16 protein-coding genes are annotated in these 19393 nt (G+C 55.3%); 10 read left to right on the top strand and 6 right to left on the bottom strand.

The genetic code is table 11. The features are described from left to right. Positions 1 to 5 precede the first annotated feature (5 nt). Together carB and caiF are read left to right on the top strand one after the other, a co-directional pair. Positions 6 to 3230, top strand: a complete 3225-nt coding sequence (gene carB, locus WM46_RS14665; protein WP_061076380.1) for a carbamoyl-phosphate synthase large subunit — start codon at positions 6 to 8, stop codon at positions 3228 to 3230. Positions 3231 to 3480: 250 nt separating this feature from the next. Beyond that, positions 3481 to 3870, top strand: a complete 390-nt coding sequence (gene caiF, locus WM46_RS14660; RefSeq protein WP_061076381.1) for a carnitine metabolism transcriptional regulator CaiF — start codon at positions 3481 to 3483, stop codon at positions 3868 to 3870. A 44-nt stretch (positions 3871 to 3914) separates the two neighbouring features. Here the strand turns inward: caiF and caiE are convergent, their stop codons facing one another. From caiE to caiT, 6 genes are all read right to left on the bottom strand, one after another. Further along, positions 3915 to 4511 (bottom strand): carnitine operon protein CaiE, encoded by a 597-nt coding sequence (caiE, locus tag WM46_RS14655; protein WP_061076382.1) that lies wholly within the window; start codon positions 4509 to 4511, stop codon positions 3915 to 3917. A gap of 118 nt (positions 4512 to 4629) precedes the next feature. Then, complete coding sequence (caiD, locus tag WM46_RS14650; protein WP_061076383.1) at positions 4630 to 5415, bottom strand: crotonobetainyl-CoA hydratase; 786 nt, start codon at positions 5413 to 5415, stop codon at positions 4630 to 4632. A 52-nt stretch (positions 5416 to 5467) separates the two neighbouring features. Beyond that, positions 5468 to 7021 carry a crotonobetaine/carnitine-CoA ligase gene (caiC, locus tag WM46_RS14645; protein WP_102602642.1) on the bottom strand — a complete coding sequence of 518 codons (1554 nt, stop codon included), beginning with the start codon at positions 7019 to 7021 and terminating at the stop codon, positions 5468 to 5470. A 62-nt stretch (positions 7022 to 7083) separates the two neighbouring features. Beyond that, complete coding sequence (gene caiB, locus WM46_RS14640; RefSeq protein ID WP_102602641.1) at positions 7084 to 8301, bottom strand: L-carnitine CoA-transferase; 1218 nt, start codon at positions 8299 to 8301, stop codon at positions 7084 to 7086. Positions 8302 to 8444: 143 nt separating this feature from the next. Continuing rightward, the gene (gene caiA / locus WM46_RS14635) at positions 8445 to 9587 is read right to left on the bottom strand and encodes a crotonobetainyl-CoA dehydrogenase (protein WP_061076386.1); all 1143 of its coding nucleotides are present in this window, start codon (positions 9585 to 9587) and stop codon (positions 8445 to 8447) included. A 32-nt stretch (positions 9588 to 9619) separates the two neighbouring features. Beyond that, complete coding sequence (gene caiT / locus WM46_RS14630; RefSeq protein WP_102602640.1) at positions 9620 to 11137, bottom strand: L-carnitine/gamma-butyrobetaine antiporter; 1518 nt, start codon at positions 11135 to 11137, stop codon at positions 9620 to 9622. Between the two features lie 478 nt (positions 11138 to 11615). On the opposite strand from caiT, the gene WM46_RS14625 reads away from it, so the two are divergent. The 8 genes from WM46_RS14625 (at position 11616) to kefC (ending at position 19233) form a co-directional block, all read left to right on the top strand. After that, positions 11616 to 12389: an electron transfer flavoprotein FixA gene (locus WM46_RS14625; RefSeq protein WP_102602639.1), complete on the top strand. Its 774-nt coding sequence runs from the start codon at positions 11616 to 11618 to the stop codon at positions 12387 to 12389. Positions 12390 to 12401: 12 nt separating this feature from the next. Continuing rightward, positions 12402 to 13343 (top strand): electron transfer flavoprotein subunit alpha/FixB family protein, encoded by a 942-nt coding sequence (locus WM46_RS14620; RefSeq protein ID WP_102602638.1) that lies wholly within the window; start codon positions 12402 to 12404, stop codon positions 13341 to 13343. A 22-nt stretch (positions 13344 to 13365) separates the two neighbouring features. Next, entirely contained in the window at positions 13366 to 14652 is a 1287-nt protein-coding gene (locus WM46_RS14615; RefSeq protein ID WP_102602637.1) for an FAD-dependent oxidoreductase, read from the top strand. Next, entirely contained in the window at positions 14649 to 14936 is a 288-nt protein-coding gene (fixX, locus tag WM46_RS14610; RefSeq protein ID WP_042997977.1) for a ferredoxin-like protein FixX, read from the top strand. Before WM46_RS14615 ends, fixX begins: the two co-directional genes overlap by 4 nt. 140 nt (positions 14937 to 15076) lie before the next feature. Further along, entirely contained in the window at positions 15077 to 16408 is a 1332-nt protein-coding gene (locus tag WM46_RS14605) for an MFS transporter (RefSeq protein ID WP_061077977.1), read from the top strand. A gap of 102 nt (positions 16409 to 16510) precedes the next feature. Next, on the top strand, positions 16511 to 16744 hold the full coding sequence (locus WM46_RS14600) for a YgdI/YgdR family lipoprotein (RefSeq protein WP_061076391.1): 234 nt from the start codon (positions 16511 to 16513) through the stop codon (positions 16742 to 16744). Positions 16745 to 16847: 103 nt separating this feature from the next. Further along, on the top strand, positions 16848 to 17378 hold the full coding sequence (kefF, locus tag WM46_RS14595) for a glutathione-regulated potassium-efflux system oxidoreductase KefF (RefSeq protein WP_061076392.1): 531 nt from the start codon (positions 16848 to 16850) through the stop codon (positions 17376 to 17378). Further along, positions 17371 to 19233: a glutathione-regulated potassium-efflux system protein KefC gene (gene kefC, locus WM46_RS14590; RefSeq protein WP_102602636.1), complete on the top strand. Its 1863-nt coding sequence runs from the start codon at positions 17371 to 17373 to the stop codon at positions 19231 to 19233. Before kefF ends, kefC begins: the two co-directional genes overlap by 8 nt. Positions 19234 to 19393: the final 160 nt, after the last annotated feature.

Below are 19393 nucleotides of genomic sequence, written 5' to 3'. Positions count from 1 at the left end.
GAGCCATGCCAAAACGTACAGACATAAAAAGTATCCTGATTCTGGGCGCGGGTCCGATTGTTATCGGTCAGGCGTGTGAGTTTGACTACTCCGGCGCACAGGCGTGTAAAGCGCTGCGTGAAGAGGGGTACCGCGTCATTCTGGTGAACTCCAACCCGGCAACCATCATGACCGACCCGGAAATGGCCGATGCGACCTACATCGAGCCGATTCACTGGGAAGTCGTGCGCAAAATTATTGAGAAAGAGCGCCCGGACGCGGTGCTGCCGACCATGGGCGGTCAGACGGCGCTGAACTGTGCGCTGGAACTGGAGCGCCAGGGCGTGCTGGCCGAATTCGGTGTGACCATGATTGGCGCGACCGCCGATGCGATTGATAAAGCCGAAGACCGTCGTCGCTTCGATATCGCGATGAAGAAAATCGGTCTCGACACCGCGCGTTCGGGCATTGCCCATACGATGGAAGAGGCGCTGGCGGTAGCGGCTGACGTCGGTTATCCGTGCATTATCCGTCCGTCCTTTACCATGGGCGGCACCGGCGGTGGTATTGCATACAACCGCGAAGAGTTTGAAGAGATTTGTACTCGCGGTCTGGATCTCTCCCCAACCAACGAGCTGCTGATTGATGAATCGCTGATTGGCTGGAAAGAGTACGAGATGGAAGTGGTGCGTGATAAAAACGACAACTGCATCATCGTCTGCTCCATCGAGAACTTCGACGCCATGGGCATTCACACCGGTGACTCCATCACGGTTGCACCGGCCCAGACGCTGACCGACAAAGAATATCAAATCATGCGTAACGCCTCGATGGCGGTACTGCGTGAAATCGGCGTAGAAACTGGCGGTTCAAACGTGCAATTCGCGGTGAACCCGAAAAACGGTCGCCTGATTGTGATCGAAATGAACCCGCGTGTATCCCGCTCCTCGGCGCTGGCATCGAAAGCCACCGGCTTCCCGATTGCGAAAGTGGCGGCGAAACTGGCGGTGGGTTACACCCTCGATGAACTGATGAACGACATCACTGGCGGTCGTACCCCGGCATCATTCGAGCCGTCCATCGATTATGTTGTGACTAAGATTCCACGCTTCAACTTCGAGAAGTTCGTCGGCGCGAACGACCGTCTGACGACCCAGATGAAATCGGTCGGCGAAGTGATGGCGATTGGCCGCACCCAGCAGGAATCTCTGCAAAAAGCGCTGCGCGGTCTGGAAGTGGGTGCCACCGGCTTCGACCCGAAAGTGAGCCTGGATGACCCGGAAGCGCTGACTAAAATCCGCCGCGAGCTGAAAGACGCAGGCGCTGAGCGTATCTGGTACATCGCCGATGCCTTCCGCGCAGGCCTCTCCGTTGACGGCGTGTTCAACCTGACCAACATTGACCGCTGGTTCCTGGTACAAATTGAAGAACTGGTGCGTCTGGAAGAGAAAGTGGCAGAGCTGGGCATTAACGGCCTGACCCCTGACTTCCTGCGCCAGTTGAAACGCAAAGGCTTCGCCGATGCGCGTCTGGCTAAACTGGCCGGTGTTCGTGAAGCGGAAGTCCGCAAACTGCGCGACCAGTACAATCTGCACCCGGTCTACAAGCGTGTGGACACCTGCGCGGCAGAATTCGCCACTGATACCGCCTACATGTACTCCACGTATGAAGATGAATGCGAGGCGAACCCGTCTGTTGACCGTGACAAAATCATGGTGCTTGGCGGCGGTCCAAACCGTATCGGCCAGGGGATCGAATTTGACTACTGCTGCGTACACGCCTCTCTGGCGCTGCGCGAAGACGGTTACGAGACCATCATGGTCAACTGTAACCCGGAAACGGTCTCTACCGACTACGACACCTCTGACCGCTTGTACTTTGAGCCGGTTACCCTGGAAGACGTGCTGGAAATCGTTCGCATCGAGAAGCCGAAGGGCGTGATCGTGCAGTACGGCGGCCAGACCCCGCTGAAACTGGCGCGCGCGCTGGAAGCCGCAGGTGTGCCGGTTATTGGTACCAGCCCGGACGCCATCGACCGCGCAGAAGACCGCGAGCGTTTCCAGCATGCGGTTGACCGCCTGAAGCTGAAACAACCGGCTAACGCCACCGTGACGGCTATTGAACAGGCTGTCGAAAAAGCGAAAGAGATTGGCTACCCGCTGGTGGTGCGTCCGTCCTACGTGCTGGGCGGTCGGGCGATGGAAATCGTCTATGACGAAGCTGACCTGCGCCGCTACTTCCAGACCGCCGTGAGTGTTTCCAACGACGCGCCGGTTCTGCTCGACCGTTTCCTGGATGACGCGGTAGAAGTGGATGTAGACGCTATCTGCGACGGCGAAATGGTGCTGATTGGCGGCATCATGGAACACATCGAACAAGCGGGCGTTCACTCCGGTGACTCAGCCTGTTCTCTGCCAGCTTACACCCTGAGCCAGGAAATTCAGGATGTGATGCGCCAGCAGGTACAGAAACTGGCCTTCGAACTGCAGGTTCGCGGTCTGATGAACGTCCAGTTTGCCGTGAAAGATAACGAAGTCTACCTGATTGAAGTGAACCCGCGTGCGGCGCGTACCGTACCGTTCGTCTCTAAAGCGACCGGCGTACCGCTGGCGAAAGTCGCGGCGCGTGTGATGGCCGGTAAATCGCTGACCGAACAGGGCGTGACCAAAGAAATTATCCCGCCGTACTACTCGGTGAAAGAAGTGGTACTTCCGTTCAACAAATTCCCGGGCGTTGACCCGCTGTTAGGGCCAGAAATGCGCTCTACCGGGGAAGTGATGGGCGTAGGCCGTACCTTTGCGGAAGCGTTCGCCAAGGCACAACTGGGCAGCAGCTCTACCATGAAAAAACAGGGCCGTGCGCTGCTCTCTGTACGTGAAGGTGATAAAGAGCGCGTGGTGGACCTGGCGGCGAAACTGCTGAAGCAGGGCTTTGAACTGGACGCCACTCACGGTACCGCGATTGTGCTGGGTGAAGCCGGTATTAACCCGCGCCTGGTGAACAAGGTGCATGAAGGTCGTCCGCACATTCAGGACCGTATCAAGAATGGCGAATATACCTACATCATCAACACCACCGCAGGGCGTCGCGCAATCGAAGACTCCAGGGTGATTCGCCGTAGCGCGCTGCAGTACAAAGTGCACTACGACACCACGCTGAACGGAGGCTTTGCCACCGCGATGGCGCTGAATGCCGATGCAACGGAGAAGGTAACCTCCGTTCAGGAAATGCACGCGCAAATTAAAAAATAAGCGGCGGCATCATTTGCCCCGCTTTTAAAAACGGCTCCGGAAACGGAGCCGTTTTTTTATGCACTCAGTTCATTCCTGGAGATATATTGCGCAGAGGGACAAATTTGAATGTAACAAGCAAGATTTGGCTCACACAAATGCGCCGCTAAGTTGCTTACTATCATTAAATCCCACAATTTAAATAGGGTCTTGTTTTGTATTTTTACGGACAGGGCATAACAAGATTTTTAATTTGTGAAATGGTGTGCTTATGTGTGAAGAATATGTTGAAAAGCCGCTTTACCTGCTGATCGCCGATTGGGTGATGGCAGAAAAGCGTTGGGTAAGTGCGAAAGAGATTGCGAAGCACTTTAATATGGATCACTGCAAAGCGATCAATACCGTCTCTTATATTCTCGCTGAGGTCGGGGAGATTAATTGCGAGACTAAGACTATCCCTAATCAACTGGAAGGTCGTGGATGTCAGTGTCAGCGCCTGGTCAGAGTGACACACATTGATCCACAGCTGTATGCCCGCCTTGGGCATAGCGCGCAGGAGAAGATGGTCAGCAAATCGCCGCGGATGTCGGCGGTGCCGCCATCAGAACTAAACCGCGAGCAGAAATGGCAGATGATGCTGTCAAAAAGTATGCGTCGATAAGGTCGGTTTTGCCGGATGGTGCTTTGCGCCGCCATCCGGCATGATTACATGGCCGATTTAGGCTTCACCTCTGTTGTGCCCTTCAGGCGCGGCCGATTTGCTTCAACCGCCGTTAATGGCGACGTTTCCCGTAGCGATGCCCGACAGCGTACGGCGAGATCCTGATATTCCTGCGTATTCAGCCGCTTCCAGTGCAGTTCCTGTTCGCTGACGTCACGAATGACGCGGGCGGGTGTGCCGACCAGCAACTGCCGTGCTGCGCCGGTAAATCCGGCTTTGACGAAACTCATGGCGGCGACAATGCTTTCGTCGCCGATCACCGCACCGTCCATAATCACGCTGTTCATGCCGACCAGCGCGTCCCGACCTATCACGCAACCGTGCAGGATAGCACCGTGTCCGATGTGCCCATTCTCGCGTACCACCGTGTCCGTATCGCAGTAGCCATGCATGATGCAGCCATCCTGAAGGTTAGAACCGGCTTCAAGGATCAGGCGACCATAGTCACCGCGCAGTGAGGCGAGCGGGCCGACGTATACGCCAGCCCCCACAATCACATCGCCAATCAGTACGGCGCTGGGATGCACATACGCCTCGGGATGGACCACGGGAATTAAGCCTTCAAAGGCGTAGAAACTCATCGACATTCCTCAATTGTTTTTTGCCGGATGGCGGCGTAAACGCCTTATCCGGCCTACAGGACAGCGTATATTTTTCCGGGTGATGGCGTAGGCCTGATAAGCGCAGCGCCATCAGGCATTACCGTCCTTTCCAGACCGGATCGCGTTTTTCAGCAAACGCCAGCGGCCCTTCGAACGCATCTTCGGAGTGCAGTACGGACGGATAGTGCTTCAGCACGCCGCTGCGGATGAAACGATAAGCTTCTTCCACTGGCATTTCACTGGTCGAGCGATAAATCTCTTTCAGCGCGGCGATTGCCAGCGGTGCGCTGTTTACCAGTTGTTGTGCCAGTTCACGCGCGCTGTCCATCAGTTCCTGCTGGCTGACCACGCGGTTGACGATCCCCCAGCGCAGCGCTTCTTCTGCATTCATGCGTCTGCCGGTCATGACCATTTCGTTGACGATGGCTGGGGGCAGTATTTTCGGCAGGCGCAGAACGCCGCCGCTGTCCGGTACGATCCCCAGTTTGGCTTCAGGCAGCGCAAAGCTGGCGTTATCGGCGCAAACAATAAAGTCTGCTGCCAGCGCCAGTTCAAAGCCACCGCCGAAGGCATAGCCATTGACGGCGGCGATCACCGGTTTGTCGAGATTGAATATTTCGGTCAGGCCGGCGAATCCGCCAGGGCCAAAATCCGCGTCCGGCGCTTCTCCTTCCGCAGCGGCTTTTAAATCCCAGCCAGCGGAAAAGAATTTTTCGCCCGCACCGGTAACGATCGCCACACGCAGTTCGGGATCGTCACGGAAATTAAGAAAAACCTCGCCCATTTGAAAACTGGTTTTGGCATCGATCGCATTTGCTTTTGGCCGATCCAACATAATTTCCAGAATCGATCCGTTGCGGGTTAAATGTAAAGATTCACTCATGGTTCATCTCCAAAAATAGGATGTCTGGCAGGGGCTATTCCTGCCTGTAGGGTTATTTCAGATTTTTTTTGATTATTTTTCCTGAACAATTTCGGGGCAGGTCAGTTCTAATCTCCATAATTGAAGGGACTTTAAATTTCGCCATATTTTTTTCGCAGAAGCTGAAAAACTCTTCTTCACTGAGCGTTTCACCTTCGTTGAGTACCACAAAGGCTTTTATCGCTTCGTCACGGATCGAATCTTTAATTCCGATAACGACGATGTCCTGAATTTTGGGGTGCGCCGAAATAATATTTTCCAGTTCCACGCAAGAGACGTTTTCTCCTCCGCGCTTAATCATGTTGCAGCGGCGATCGACAAAATAGAAAAAACCGTCTTCGTCGCGATAACCGGAATCACCGGTATGCAGCCAGCCGGTCGGCTCGAGCGCTTTGGCGGTGGCATCCGGCCTGCCGTAGTACTCTTTGAAAATCGTTTTACCCGGCACGCCCTTGATGCAGATTTCCCCAATTTCACCGGCGGGCAGCGCACGGTTTTGCTCATCGCGAATTTCCGCTTCGTAGCAAAAGCCGGGGCGTCCAATGGATGGCCAGCGTCGCTTATCACCGGGGCGATCGCCGATGATGCCGACAATGGTTTCCGTCATGCCGTAAGAGGTCAGCAGACGCACGCCGAAGCGTTCAAGAAACGCATCTTTTTCCTGCACTGACAGGTTGAGGTAATACATCACTTCCCGTAAGCAGTGCTCTCTGTCCAGCGGTGAGACGGGTTGAACCATCAGCGTTCTGATCATCATCGGGATGCATTCCGTGACGGTTGCGCGGTATTTACGCACTTGTCCCCAGAAAGCGCGGGCGCTGTACTTCTCTATCAGCACAAAGGTTGCGCCCGCCGAGAAGGCGGCCATGGCGGCAGTGCACTGGCAGTCGATGTGAAACGCAGGCATGACCGTCAGGTAAACGTCGTCATCGCGCAGGGCGCATTGCCACGACGAGTAGTAGCCGGCAAAACGCAGATTGTAATGGGTGATCACCACCCCTTTGGGGCGGGAGGTGGTGCCGGAGGTGAACAGGATCTCAGCCATGTCGTACGTGGACAACGCAGGGGTATAGCGTAATGTCGTCGGCTGTTGGTCCTTTAACGGCGCGAAATGGCTCACGTCGTCAGCCACCGGCAACGTGTCACCAATCAGACAGATATGGTTAAGCTGCGTCGCGTTTTCCTGTTGGATCTGGCGATACATCGGATAAAAAGCGGTACTGGTTACCAGCAACTGAACGTCGCTGTTTTGCAGGATCCATGCGCTTTCGTCGCGCAGAAGACGGGCATTGATAGGCACCATTACCGCACCTATTTTTGCCAGCCCAAACCAGCAGAAGAAAAACTCCGGGCAGTTATCCAGATGCAGGGCGACCTTATCACTTTTGCGGATCCCCAACATGTGGAAAAGGTTTGCTGTCCGATTGATTTCCTCGTTAAGCGAGGTATAGCTGTACTGGCGCACGATCCCTTCGCTGGATTCACAAATCAGCGCCGTTTTACTGCCATAAACTTCGGCCAGATCGTCCCACATCTGACGTAAGTGTTGTCCGCCAACGATATCCATTGCACTCCTGTCCATCTTCACAGGCGTTGCGCTAACCAGACGAGCCGGTCAGCGCGTCGCGTCTAGTTCTCAACTTTGGCCAGACCTTTACTGACCAGTTCCTTAATGTCTGCGTCGTTGTAACCGATATTTTTCAGAATGGCGGCGGTATCCATGCCGTGCGACGGCATGCCACGCCAGATTTTCCCCGGGTTGTTTTTGAATTTCGGCATGATGTTTGGCCCTTTACAGGTGCGGCCATCCATCGTTTGCCACTGGGTAATGGATTCGCGGGCAACGTACTGCGGATTGCCTTCCAGTTCCGGAATGGTCAGCACTTTGGCGCAGGCGATATTCAGTTCGGCGAAACGCGCCTGTACTTCCTCTATGGTATGTGCGGCCAGCCACGCATCCAGTTTCTCTTCGACCAGCGGTCCATACGGACACTCGACGCGGTGAATCAGCTGAGTTCCTTCCGGCACTTCCGGCGTACCGAGAATGTGGGCCAGGCCGATGTCTTTAAAGCATTCGGTGACCTGCGTAATCCCGACCAGCTCCATCACGATGTAACCGTCGGCGCATTTATACAGCCCGCAACCGGCGTAGTAGGGGTCTTTACCTTTGGTCATGCGCGGGCAAATTTCGCCGCCGTTGAAGTAATCCATCATGAAGTACTGACCCATGCGCAGCATCACTTCGTACATCGCAACATCGATGCTTTCGCCTTTGCCGGTTTCCCGCACCTTATACAATGCCGCCAGCGCGGCGGTGGTGGCCGTCATGCCGGAAAAGTAGTCGGCGGTGTACGGGAAGGCGGGCATCGGCTGGTCGACGTCGCCGTTTTGGATCAGATAGCCGCTGAAGGCCTGAGCGATGGTGTTATAGGCCGGAAGGTTGGTGTACTCCTCGGTACCGTACTGGCCGAAGCCGGACAGGTGAGCGATAACCAGTTTCGGGTTATGTTGCCACAGGACGTCATCGGTGATTCCACGGCGGGCAAACGCCGGACCTTTACTGGCTTCAATGAAGATATCGGTGGTTTCCATCAGTTTCAGAAACGCTTCCCGCCCTTCATCTTTAAAAATATTCAGCGAGAGCGCGTGCAAATTACGCCGCGACAGCTGCGGATAGTTCGGCTGAACGCGGATGGTATCGGCCCAGGCGACGTTCTCAATCCAGATCACTTCTGCGCCCCACTCGGCAAACATCTGCCCGGCGAATGGCCCGGCGATTTCGATCCCGGAGAAGACAACCCGCAGCCCGGCAAGCGGCCCAAAAGCAGGCATGGGTAAACGATCCATAAAAGACTCCTGATAAATTTGTAGGCCTGATAAGACGCAAGGCGTCGCCATCAGGCAATCGGCGCCGGATGGCGGCGTAAACGCCTTATCCGGCCTACAAAGCATTGGCCCGGTAAGCACAGCGCCACCGGGCATGCCGCCTCTTAACGGTATTGTTTCAACACGGCGCGACCGAGCGTCAGGATCTGCATTTCGTCAGAGCCGCCGGACACGCGGTCAACGCGCAGGTCACGCCAGAAGCGGGTGATGCGGTGGTTGCCCGCAATACCCACGCCGCCAAGGACCTGCATGGAGGTGTCCACCACGTCAAACGCCGCATTGGCGCAGAAGTATTTACACATCGCGGCATCACCCGAGGTGATGGTGCCGTTGTCGGCTTTCCACGCGGCTTCCAGCAGCATGTTTTTCATGGAGTTTAATTTGATCGCCATATGGGCGAACTTCTCCTGGATCAGCTGGAAACGACCGATCGTTTCACCAAACTGCACGCGCTGGTTGGCGTAGCGCGCTGCATCTTCAAAGGCGCACATTGCTGTACCGTAGTTGGTGAGGGCTACCAGGAAACGTTCGTGGTCGAACTCTTCTTTTACGCGGTTAAAGCCGTTACCTTCCCGACCGAACATGTCTTTTTCGTCCAGCTCGACATCGTCAAAGTTGATTTCACAGCAGCTGTCCATGCGCAAACCCAACTTCTCAAGTTTGTTGACCTTGATGCCGGGTTTGCTCATGTCGACAAACCATTCGGTATAGATAGGTTTATCCGGGGAAGCGCCGTCTCTTGCCATAACCACGATATAAGGGGTGTAGGCGCTACTGGTGATAAAACACTTACTACCATTAAGATAAACCTTACCATTTTTGCGGGTATAAGTGGTTTTCAGACTGCCAACATCCGATCCCGCTCCCGGTTCGGTGATGGCGGAGTTCCACATTTGTTTCCCGGTTCCCTGGAACGCCATGATTTTATCGATCTGCTCCTGGGTACCTTCGCGCAGGAAGGTATTAAAACCACCCGGCAGCTGATACAGCACGTAGGTTGGCGCACCGAGGCGTCCCAGTTCCATCCAGACGGCAGCGACGGTGACGAATCCGGCTTCCAGGCCGCCATGTTCTTCCGGGATCAGCAGGCTATCGATGCCCATGTCCGCCAGCGCTTTCACGAAACGCTCCGGATACACGCTGTCGCGATCGCACTCGGCAAAATAGGCTTCCCAGTTCTCACTGGCCATCAGTTCACGAATACCGGCGACAAACAGTTCCTGCTCATCATTGAAATTGAAATCCATCTTCTAACCTCTATGTCATGGGGTAATTAGGTTTATTTATCTTTCCAGTGCACTTTGGCGTCTTTGATAAAGGAGAGCGTCACCATAATGTTGACGAAGAACAGCGGGCAGCCCCCGGCGATAATCGCGGTTTGTATTGGCTTCAGGCCGCCGAGCGCCAGCAGCACGATGCCAATCACGCCGACCAGCACCGACCAGCCGATACGCACCAGCAGCGGCGGCTCTTCGCCATCGCGCACTTCACGACAGGTCGACATTGCCAGGGTGTAAGAGCAGGCGTTGATCAGCGTGACGGTGGCAATGAAACAGAGAATAAAGAATCCCCACATCGTGGCGGTGCTGAGCGGCAGGGCGGCCCAGGTTTCGATAATCGCGCGCGGCACGCCGTGATCGGCAATCAGTTGTGGGATGTTGATGATGTTTTTATCCATCAGCAGCAGGGTGTTACTGCCCAGTACCGTCCACAGGATCCAGGTGGAGGCCGTCAGGCCCAGCACCATGCCAAAGCACAGTTCACGCACGGTACGACCGCGAGAGATACGCGCCAGGAAGATGCTCATCTGGATGGCGTAAATCACCCACCACGCCCAGTAGAAGACGGTCCAGCCCTGCGGGAAACCGCCTTTGGCGATCGGGTCGGTGTAGAACAGCATGCGCGGCAGATACATCAGCAGCGTCCCGACGGAGTCGGTGAAATAGTTCATGATGAAGCTGGCGCCGCTGACGATGAACACCCAGCCGAGCATCAGGAAGCTCAGATAGCTGCGCACGTCACTGGCGATCCTGACCCCTTTTTGCAGGCCGCAGGCCACGCAAATAGCGTTCAGAATGATCCAGCAGGTGATGATGATCGCATCCAGTTGTAGCGTATGCGGGATACCAAACAGGTACTGCATACATTCGGTGACCAGCGGCGTCGCCAGCCCAAGGCTGGTGCCCATCGCGAAGATCAGCGCGACCAGATAGAAGTTATCGATGATGGTGCCTAACAGCCCTTTGGCGTGTTTTTCGCCGACCAGCGGCACCAGCGTGGAGCTGGGACGAATGACGTCCATCTTGCGTACAAAGAAGAAGTAGGCGAAGGCCACGGAGAGGAAGCTATAGGTTGCCCACGGCAGCGGCCCCCAGTGGAACAGGCTGTAAGCAAGGCCAATCTCTTTCGCCCCGGTGGAGTTAGGTTCGAGGCCAAACGGCGGTGTGGAGATGTAGTAGTAAATCTCTATCGATCCCCAGAACAGCACGGCGGCAGAGGTACAGGAGGCGAACATCATGAAGATCCAGCTGGCGGTGCTGAACTCCGGTTTCTCGTCACCTAATTTCTTTTTCGCGTAGGGACCAAACACCAGCCAGAACCAGCCGATGAGCATAATGACCATATACCACTCAAATGCCCATCCCCAGACATTGGTGACATAACTGAAGACGGCATTAATAACGACGTTTGCGGCATCGAGATCGCGTACCGTTAGCCAGCAAAGTATTCCGACTATTATTAGCGGCGGGAAAAAAACCTTTGGCTCAATTCCAGTCTTTCTCTTTTCATTTTTCATGAGTGAATTCCAGGTTGAAAACGAAATTTATTTAGCGTTCCCGTTTGTTTTATTTTTGTTTATTTTTATTAAATATTTGTTGATACCCGTTTAACCTCAGGACGCGTTGGCGAGTAACTCATAATGGGTATTCGTTTTGCGGCATTCTGTAATCTTCGTCACACTTTTTGTTTGGGGCGATTTGGTGCTGATTATCTTTAAAAGATATTGTAAATCATTATGTTATGTTTGAGTTTGATGGGTTTTTCACCGTTTGGCGTTCAATATTGGTGATCTGCCAGGCAATATTGAAAATATTTCTTTTTGACGCCGGGTTTCAATATTGGTGAGGTGCTTAACAATATTGAAAGTTGCGAATATCAGTGTGTGACATTTTCAATATTGGTGATTATGGTTTTATTTCCGAATTAAAGAGCGTGATATCTGTATTTAACACCGCCGATATAAATACGTTTCCTTCATGATTTCTGGAGATGCAATGAAGATAATTACTTGCTACAAGTGCGTACCTGATGAACAGGATATTGTCGTCAATCACGCAGATGGTTCATTAGATTTCAGCAAAGCAGATGGCAAAATCAGCCAGTACGATCTGAACGCGATTGAAGCGGCCTGCCAGTTGAAACAGCAGGCCAGCGACGCGCAGGTGATCGCCCTGAGCGTGGGCGGCAAGGCGTTAACCAACGCGAAAGGGCGTAAGGATGTCCTCTCCCGCGGCCCGGACGAACTGGTCGTCGTCATTGACGATCGGTTCGAGCAGGCCCTGCCACAGCAGACTGCCGCAGCGCTGGCCGCTGCCGCGCAAAAGTCGGGTTTTGACCTGATTCTCTGCGGCGACGGCTCCTCCGATCTCTACGCCCAGCAGGTCAGCCTGCTGGTAGGCGAAACGCTGAACATTCCCGCCATCAACGGCGTGAGTAAAATCCTCTCTCTGACGGAATGTACGCTGACCGTTGAACGTGAACTGGAAGATGAAATTGAAACGCTGAGCATTCCGCTTCCGGCGGTCGTGGCCGTTTCCACTGACATTAACTCCCCACAAATTCCGTCGATGAAAGCCATTCTGGGGGCGGCGAAAAAACCGGTTCAGGTCTGGTCGGCAGCGGATATTGGCTTTAGCGCCGGGGAAGCCTGGTCCACACAAACGGTGGCCGCACCGAAACAACGTGAGCGCCAGCGCATGGTGATTGAAGGCGATGGTGAAGATCAGATCGCTGCGTTTGCCGATAGTCTGCGCAAAATCATTAATTAAGAAGGGGATGTTATGAGCAAGTTTTCCAGCGTCTGGGTATTCAGCGATACCGCGTCTCGCCTGCCGGAACTGATGAGCGGCGCGCAGATTTTAGGTGAACAGGTTAACGCATTTGTACAAAGCGCCGATGAGGCGACCACGGCCATTCAGTTGGGCGCACATCACGTCTGGCAATTGAGCGGCAAGCCGGACGATCGCATGGTGGAAGATTATGCGGACGTCATGGCGCAGACCGTTCGTCAACAGGGCGATTCTGGCCTGGTGCTGCTGCCCAACACCCGTCGCGGCAAACTGCTGGCGGCAAAACTGGGTTATCGCCTCGCGGCGGCGGTTTCTAACGATGCCAGCACCGTGACGCAGCAGGATGGCCGGGCGACGGTCAAACACATGGTGTATGGCGGTCTGGCGATGGGCGAAGAGACGCTCTCCACGCCGTTTGCGGTACTGACGCTCAGTAGCGGTACTTTTGAGGCGCAACAACCGGATGCGACTCGCAGCGGCGAGACGCACAGCGTAGCCTGGCAGGCGCCGGGCATTACCGTCACGCGCACCGCGACGCAGCCACGTCAGAGTAACAGCGTCGATCTCGACAAAGCCCGGCTGGTGGTCAGCGTGGGACGCGGTATCGGCAGCAAAGAGAACATCTCACTGGCGCAAGCGCTGTGTCAGGCCATTGGCGCGGAACTGGCCTGCTCGCGTCCGGTCGCCGAAAACGAGAAGTGGATGGAGCATGAGCGCTATGTCGGGATCTCGAATCTGATGCTCAAGCCGGAACTGTACCTGGCGGTGGGGATCTCCGGGCAGATCCAGCACATGGTTGGGGCGAACGGCGCGCAGACTATTTTTGCCATCAACAAAGACAAAAATGCGCCGATCTTTCAGTACGCGGATTACGGCATTGTCGGCGATGCGCTGAAGATCCTGCCCGCGCTGACGACCGCACTGGCACGCTAACCCATTCAGGCAGGGAGTACGTATGTCCGAAGATATCTTTGATGCCATCATCGTGGGCGCGGGACTTGCCGGTTCTGTCGCGGCCCTGGTGCTCGCCCGCGAAGGGGCTCAGGTGTTGGTTATCGAGCGCGGAAATTCCGCTGGCGCGAAGAATGTCACCGGTGGGCGTATATACGCCCACAGTCTGGAGCGCATTATTCCAGGCTTTGCTGAGCAGGCCCCTGTTGAACGGGTCATTACTCACGAAAAACTCGCCTTTATGACCGATAACGGGGCGATGACCGTGGACTATCTCAACGGTGAAAAGGCGGGCCCGTCGCAGGTCTCTTATTCGGTGTTGCGCAGTAAATTTGACGCCTGGCTGATGGAGCAGGCGGAAGAGGCCGGCGCGCAGTTAATCACCGGGATCCGCGTGGATAACGTCGTGCAGCGTGATGGCAAAGTCATTGGCGTGGAAGCGGATGGCGACGTCATCGAATCGAAAGTGGTGATCCTCGCTGATGGCGTCAACTCCCTGCTGGCGGAAAAGCTCGGGATGGCGAAACGCGTTGAAGCCGCGCACGTGGCGGTCGGCGTGAAAGAGCTGATCGAATTGCCGAAGTCGGTGATTGAAGATCGCTTCCAGTTGCAGGGTAACGAAGGGGCGGCCTGTCTGTTCGCTGGATCACCTACGGATGGTCTGATGGGCGGTGGCTTCCTGTATACCAACGAAAATACCCTGTCACTGGGGCTGGTATGCGGGCTTCATCATCTGCAAGAGGCGAAAAAATCGGTCCCGCAAATGCTGGAAGATTTCAAACAGCATCCGGCCGTTGCCCCGCTGATCGCGGGCGGCAAACTGGTGGAGTACGCGGCGCACGTGGTGCCGGAGGCCGGGATGAACATGCAGCCTGAGCTGGTGGGCGACGGCGTGCTGATTGCTGGCGACGCGGCGGGTATGTGTATGAATCTCGGCTTCACGATTCGCGGGATGGATCTCGCGGTGGCAGCAGGTGAAGCGGCGGCGAAAACGGTGCTTTCCGCCATGCAAAGCAATGACTTTAGCCGTCAGGGACTGGCGGAATATCGTCAGCATCTTGACAACGGCCCGATGCGTGATATGCGCATGTATCAGCGGCTGCCCGCGTTCCTCGATAACCCACGCATGTTTACCCGTTATCCGGAAATGGTCGTCGGTATCGCACGCGACCTCTTTACCGTCGATGGCAGCGCGCCGGTGCCGATGCGTAAGAAGATTCTGCGCCATGCGAAGAAGGTGGGCTTCATCAACCTGATGAAGGATGGCATTAAAGGAGTGACCGTATTATGACTTCTCCCGTCAACGTAGACGTCAAGCTGGGCGTCAACAAATTCAATGTCGATGAAGAGCATCCGCACATCATCATGAAGACAGCACCGGACAAACAGGTGCTGGAGGTGTTGATCAAAGCCTGTCCTGCCGGGTTATACAAAAAGCAGGATGACGGCAGCGTGCGCTTTGATTATGCCGGATGTCTGGAGTGCGGAACGTGTCGAATTCTCGGACTTGATACGGCGCTGGAAAAATGGGAGTACCCGCGCGGCACCTTCGGCGTGGAGTTTCGTTACGGTTAATGAGTACAGGTTATACGCTCCACTGCCGGATGGCGGCGAAAACGCCTTATCCGGCCTACGGAGGATAAGTAGGCCTGATAAGCGCATCGCCATCAGGCAGTTAAGCACTAATGCCGAATGTCGGCAAACAGGACATTGCCATGCAACAGCCCAGGAACTTTGATGACATCCAGTTCTCCTCTATTCACCGCAGGATCATGCTGTGGGGAAGCGGTGGACCGTTTCTGGACGGGTATGTGCTGGTGATGATTGGCGTCGCGCTGGAACAGCTCACGCCTGCGCTGAAGCTGGATGCCGACTGGATTGGCCTGCTGGGCGCAGGAACGCTGGCCGGGCTTTTTGTCGGCACTTCGCTGTTTGGCTATATCTCGGACAAGGTGGGGCGGCGCAAAATGTTCCTCATCGATATCATCGCTATTGGGGTGATATCGGTGGCCACCATGTTTGTCTCCTCTCCGCTTGAGCTGCTGGTGATGCGGGTGCTGATTGGCGTGGTGATTGGCGCGGATTATCCCATTGCTACCTCGATGATTACCGAGTTTTCCAGTACTCGCCAACGCGCCTTCTCGATCAGTTTTATTGCGGCGATGTGGTACGTCGGCGCGACCTGTGCCGATCTGGTTGGTTACTGGTTGTATGACGTCGAGGGCGGCTGGCGCTGGATGCTGGGCAGCGCGGCGATCCCTTGCCTGCTGATCCTGATCGGCCGCTTCGATCTGCCCGAGTCTCCACGCTGGTTGTTGCGTAAAGGCCGGGTCAAAGAGTGCGAAGCGATGATGATCAAACTGTTCGGCGAGCCGGTGGCGTTCGATGAAGACACGGCGCAGGAGACGCGCTTTTTGCAGTTGTTTAATCGTCGTCACTTTCCGTTCGTGCTGTTTGTCGCCGCGATCTGGACCTGTCAGGTGATCCCGATGTTTGCCATTTACACCTTTGGTCCGCAGATCGTCGGCCTGTTGGGACTGGGCGCCGGGAAGAGCGCAGCGCTGGGAAATGTGGTGATCAGCCTGTTCTTTATGTTGGGCTGTATTCCGCCAATGTTCTGGCTGAACAGCGCGGGGCGGAGGCCGCTGCTGATTGGCAGCTTCGTGATGATGACGCTTGCGCTGGCGGTGCTGGGGCTGATCCCGGAAATGGGGATCTGGCTGGTGGTGACGGCATTCGCGGTGTACGCCTTTTTCTCCGGTGGGCCGGGGAATTTACAATGGCTCTATCCCAATGAACTGTTCCCGACCGACATCCGCGCCTCCGCGGTGGGGGTCATCATGTCGTTGAGCCGTGTTGGTACTATCCTCTCCACCTGGGCGCTGCCTATTTTCATCACTAAATATGGCATTAGTCAGGTGATGCTGATGGGGGCGGGGATCTCGTTGGTCGGGCTGCTGGTCTCCATTGCCTTCGCGCCAGAAACGCGCGGTCTGACGCTTGCCCAGACCAGTACGATGACGATTCGCAGGAAACCGTTATGTTAAGGTGAGCCTTCAGAGTGTTCTGTATTTGCCCTCAACCTCAGTCAGTGCGTCTACAGTTAATGGGTATATCACTGAAAATGACTGAAAAGCAGGGAGAACACCATGCAAAAGAAACTATTAATCGCTTCCATTTTTGCCGCAGCAACCGTCTTCACTCTCGCCGGCTGCTCCTCGAACCAGGCTGTGCGTACGACCGATGGCCGAACCATTGTCACCGACGGTAAACCGCAGGTGGATGATGACACGGGCCTGGTCTCCTACAAAAATGCAGAAACGGGTCAGACGGAGCAAATTAACCGCGATCAGGTGAAAAATATGAGCGAGCTGGATAACTAGTTCAATTTTCCCCATTCATCCGCTCAATAATATTCACTATTAGCCTGTTGGTTTACTGACTACACTCTCTTATAAAACAGAGTGGTAAAATAACAGGCTAATCATGATTCTCATCATTTATGCGCATCCTTATCCGCAGCATTCGCATGCGAATAAACGGATGCTTGAGCAGGCAAGGACGCTGGAAGGCGTCGAAGTGCGTTCGCTCTATGAACTCTATCCTGACTTCAATATCGATATTGCCGCGGAACAAGAGGCGCTTTCTCGCGCTGACCTGATCGTCTGGCAGCATCCTATGCAGTGGTACAGCGTTCCCCCCTTACTCAAACTGTGGATGGATAAAGTGCTTTCCCACGGCTGGGCCTATGGTCACGGCGGGACCGCGCTGCGCGGTAAGCAGCTCATGTGGGCGGTGACCACCGGCGGCGGCGATACTCACTTCGATATCGGCTCGCACCCGGGTTTTGACGTACTCTCACAGCCGCTCCAGGCGACGGCGATCTACTGCGGGCTCAACTGGCTTGTGCCGTTTGCGATGCATTGTACGTTTATCTGCGACGATGAAACGCTGCAGGCGCAGGCGCGTCATTACAAGCAACGACTGATGGAATGGCAGGAGGCGCATAATGGATAGCCATACGCTCATACAGGCGCTGATTTATCTTGGGTCGGCGGCGCTGATCGTGCCGATTGCCGTCCGGTTGGGCTTAGGGTCGGTGCTGGGCTATCTCATTGCGGGTTGCATCATCGGCCCCTGGGGTTTACGTCTGGTGACCGATGCCGAATCTATTCTGCACTTTGCTGAAATCGGCGTGGTGCTGATGCTGTTCGTCATTGGCCTGGAACTCGATCCCCAGCGGCTATGGAAACTGCGCGCCTCGGTGTTTGGCGGCGGTGCGCTACAGATGGTGGTCTGCGGCGGCCTGATTGGTTTGTTTTGTATGTTCCTCGGCCTGCGCTGGCAGGTGGCGGAACTGATTGGTATGACGCTGGCGCTCTCCTCCACGGCGATAGCCATGCAGGCGATGAATGAGCGCAACCTGACCGTTTCGCAGATGGGACGCAGCGCCTTTGCCGTGCTGCTGTTCCAGGACATCGCGGCGATTCCGCTGGTGGCAATGATTCCGTTACTGGCGACCAGCGGGGCGTCAACCACGCTTGGGGCATTCGCGCTGTCGGCACTGAAAGTGGCTGGTGCGCTGGTGCTGGTGGTACTGCTGGGGCGCTATGTGACCCGCCCGGCGCTACGTTTCGTTGCGCGTTCTGGCCTGCGCGAAGTATTCAGCGCCGTAGCGCTGTTTCTGGTCTTTGGCTTCGGGCTGTTGCTTGAAGAAGTTGGGCTGTCGATGGCGATGGGGGCGTTCCTGGCTGGCGTATTGCTGGCAAGCTCTGAGTATCGTCACGCGCTGGAAAGCGACATCGAGCCGTTCAAAGGGCTGCTGTTGGGGCTGTTTTTCATCGGCGTCGGCATGTCTATCGACTTCGGGACGCTTATCGATAATCCGCTTCGTATCATCATTCTGCTGGTCGGTTTCCTGGTGATTAAAACCGGAATGCTGTGGCTGATTGCCCGTCCTATACAGGTGCCGAATAAACAGCGCCGCTGGTTTGCGGTACTGCTCGGGCAGGGCAGTGAGTTTGCGTTTGTCGTCTTTGGCGCGGCGCAGATGGCGAACGTGCTCGATCCGCAATGGGCGAAGGCGCTGACGCTGGCGGTGGCGCTGTCGATGGCGGCGACGCCGATTTTCCTGGTCATCCTCACGCGAATGGAGAAATCGGCCACCGGTGAAGAGCGGGAAGCCGATGAAATTGATGAAGAACAACCGCGGGTGATTATTGCCGGATTTGGACGCTTCGGGCAGATCACCGGTCGTTTACTGCTCTCCAGCGGTGTGAAGATGGTTGTTCTCGATCACGATCCGGACCACATCGAGACGCTGCGTAAATTTGGCATGAAGGTGTTCTACGGTGATGCGACGCGGATGGATCTGCTGGAGTCCGCCGGGGCGGCGAAAGCGGAGGTGTTGATCAACGCCATTGACGATCCGCAAACCAGCCTGGAGCTGACGGAGATGGTAAAAGACCATTTCCCGAACCTGCAAATTATTGCCCGGGCACGCGATGTCGATCACTACATTCGTTTGCGCCAGGCGGGCGTGGAGCAACCGGAACGTGAAACGTTTGAAGGCGCGCTCAAAACCGGGCGTCTGGCGCTGGAAAGTCTCGGGCTTGGCCGTTATGAAGCGCGTGAACGCGCGGACCTGTTCCGTCGCTTTAATACGCAAATGGTAGAAGAGATGGCGAAGGGCGAGGACGACGCCACCTCCAGGGCGGCAGTCTACAAACGTACCAGCGCGATGCTGAGCGAAATCATCACCGAGGATCGCGAACATCTGTCGTTAATTCAGCGTCATGGCTGGCAGGGGACTGACGAAGGCAAACACACGGGAGACGTTGCTGATGAGCCAGAAGTCAAACCGTCAACCTAAGTCAAAAATGTGATGTACTGCAAACTTTACTGTTAACCAATTGTTTTTGAACTACTGTAATGCCGGGAGTCCACTGACAAGTCGTGGACTCGCCAGCAGAACGGAAAATTTTCGTGCTCTTCTTCTGTTCGTTAGTCGACGAAAGATTGCTCTTTCCGTA

The organism is Citrobacter freundii complex sp. CFNIH2, from assembly GCF_002880615.1.
Lineage (GTDB): Bacteria > Pseudomonadota > Gammaproteobacteria > Enterobacterales > Enterobacteriaceae > Citrobacter_A > Citrobacter_A amalonaticus_F.
The sequence above is the reverse complement of the archived record's forward strand: the minus strand, read 5'-3'. Positions and strand labels throughout refer to the sequence as shown.